General features: G+C 63.8%; 1 protein-coding gene. It reads right to left on the reverse strand.

Annotated elements, in window-relative coordinates:
* Positions 1-47: 47 nt before the first annotated feature.
* Positions 48-312, reverse strand: a 265-nt coding sequence (locus tag EN874_RS32955) for an ArsC/Spx/MgsR family protein (RefSeq protein ID WP_281061469.1), incomplete at its 5' end; no start/stop codon positions are given.

The raw sequence follows: 312 nt of genomic DNA on the forward strand, positions 1-312 counted from the left end.
CGGCTATCGGCGCGCGTTCCGAGGCATCGAGCTCGGAAAGGCCCCGATTACTTGATGCCACGGTCACCGGTCACCACCTCGCCATCTTCCTTGGTGAAGTGGGTCACCGGATGGTCAAGCAGGTCGAGCACAAGCTCGGACGGCCGGCACAGCCGCGTCCCCTTTGGCGTCTCGACGATCGGCCGGTTGATCAGGATCGGATGCCTCAGCATGGCATCGAGCAGCTGCTCGTCGCTCCATTTGGGATCAGCCAGGCCAAGCTCGGCATAGGGAGTGCCCTTTTCGCGCAGCAAGGCGCGCAGCGGAATTCCC

This window comes from Mesorhizobium sp. M1D.F.Ca.ET.231.01.1.1 (genome assembly GCF_003999155.2).
Classification (GTDB): domain Bacteria; phylum Pseudomonadota; class Alphaproteobacteria; order Rhizobiales; family Rhizobiaceae; genus Mesorhizobium.